Below are 1,190 nucleotides of genomic sequence, written 5' to 3' on the forward strand. Positions count from 1 at the left end.
GACTGGAATATCTCCCAGACCTCATCGGAAACAATAAACTCAGAGTCGAACCTGCTGTGATCACGGACTGACGAGAACAATGGAATCTCGCGAGGCTTATTCTTGCCTGCGAGTATTCCACATGCCGAGATGATGACCTGCTTCCCGGCCAATCTCTGAACTGCTGCCTTAACGTCTTTGCTGGATATTGCTGAGGCCTTGCTGGCAATGAACCGACCAGCCACCTTTTTGGGTAGAAGAACTCTCTGAGACCCGGCATGCCATACAGTCGCGAATACCAAATGCATGATCTTTGCGGCCGCCAACGTCATGGTTTTGCCTGGGTCCATATCTGCCAATGAGAGTGGCAGCGGATACTCGGGATAGAGCTTCTCTGTCATCTCATCAGATACCCACTCCGCCGGGGACTGAAGGGACATTGTTAGACCACTGTAAACGGTCTTCGCGTGGTACGCGGGTCTGCCATCGACTGGCTTCCATCTGGATTTTTCAGATAGATTACCCCCGCCCTGTCTGTTTTGATTGATACCTGCCATCGGACTATTCTTGTTATTCTTTCATTTTCTTATATTGCAGTCCTTTGAAATAAAACAAGTCTGTATCCGAATTAAAAACAGCGCCTATTTTCCAAGAATAGTAAATCCCCCTATTTTCAAGGATAGTCAGTCAAAATATTTGATATCCATTCGGAGCAATCCCCCTCGGGAGTTAACCAAATAGGTTAACAAAAGGGGGGATATATCCGTTGAAGTAGTTGTTTAAGGCTACTGTTCTTGCGTTTGCATGAGAAGCAACACGGGATCTATGCCCGCGTCCATGGATGCTTTAGCTGAAAGCAATATTTTCCAGTCAGCAAGGCTCGCGGATAGTATTGGAGAACTTAGGTTCTCATCTCCCGTCATGTACTTAAACGGAGAATAGTGCGGTGACTTAGCGGGGTTTTCTTTTCCGATTGAGAAAACATCTTGGACATCACTGACCCAAGCGCCGTAATCAACTTCTTCTACAGGAGTGTTAAAATGAAGAATAATATCTGCAAAGCTTCCCTGCGGATCGCTCTGATACCCTTCAGGCAACCATTTATGGACTCGGTAACCGTTGCAGAGTTTACTATCAAAGAAGTCATTTGCCCTCTTCACTGAATTGTAGACATAAGAAGGTGATGCTGCATAATCACCATCCTTTTTGCC

2 protein-coding genes are annotated in these 1,190 nt (G+C 46.1%); both read right to left on the bottom strand.

The genetic code is table 11. From position 1 onward, the window contains the following. The coding region (locus tag M3P21_RS22280; protein WP_249713704.1) for a hypothetical protein at window positions 1–536 on the bottom strand (536 nt) is incomplete at its 3' end. A 228-nt stretch (window positions 537–764) separates the two neighbouring features. Further along, window positions 765–1,190 (bottom strand): hypothetical protein (locus tag M3P21_RS22285; protein ID WP_249713705.1); only part of this gene is annotated, 426 nt, incomplete at its 5' end.

Origin of the sequence: Ruegeria spongiae (genome assembly GCF_023502395.1) — a bacterium.
In the GTDB taxonomy this organism is placed as follows: domain Bacteria; phylum Pseudomonadota; class Alphaproteobacteria; order Rhodobacterales; family Rhodobacteraceae; genus Ruegeria_C; species Ruegeria_C spongiae.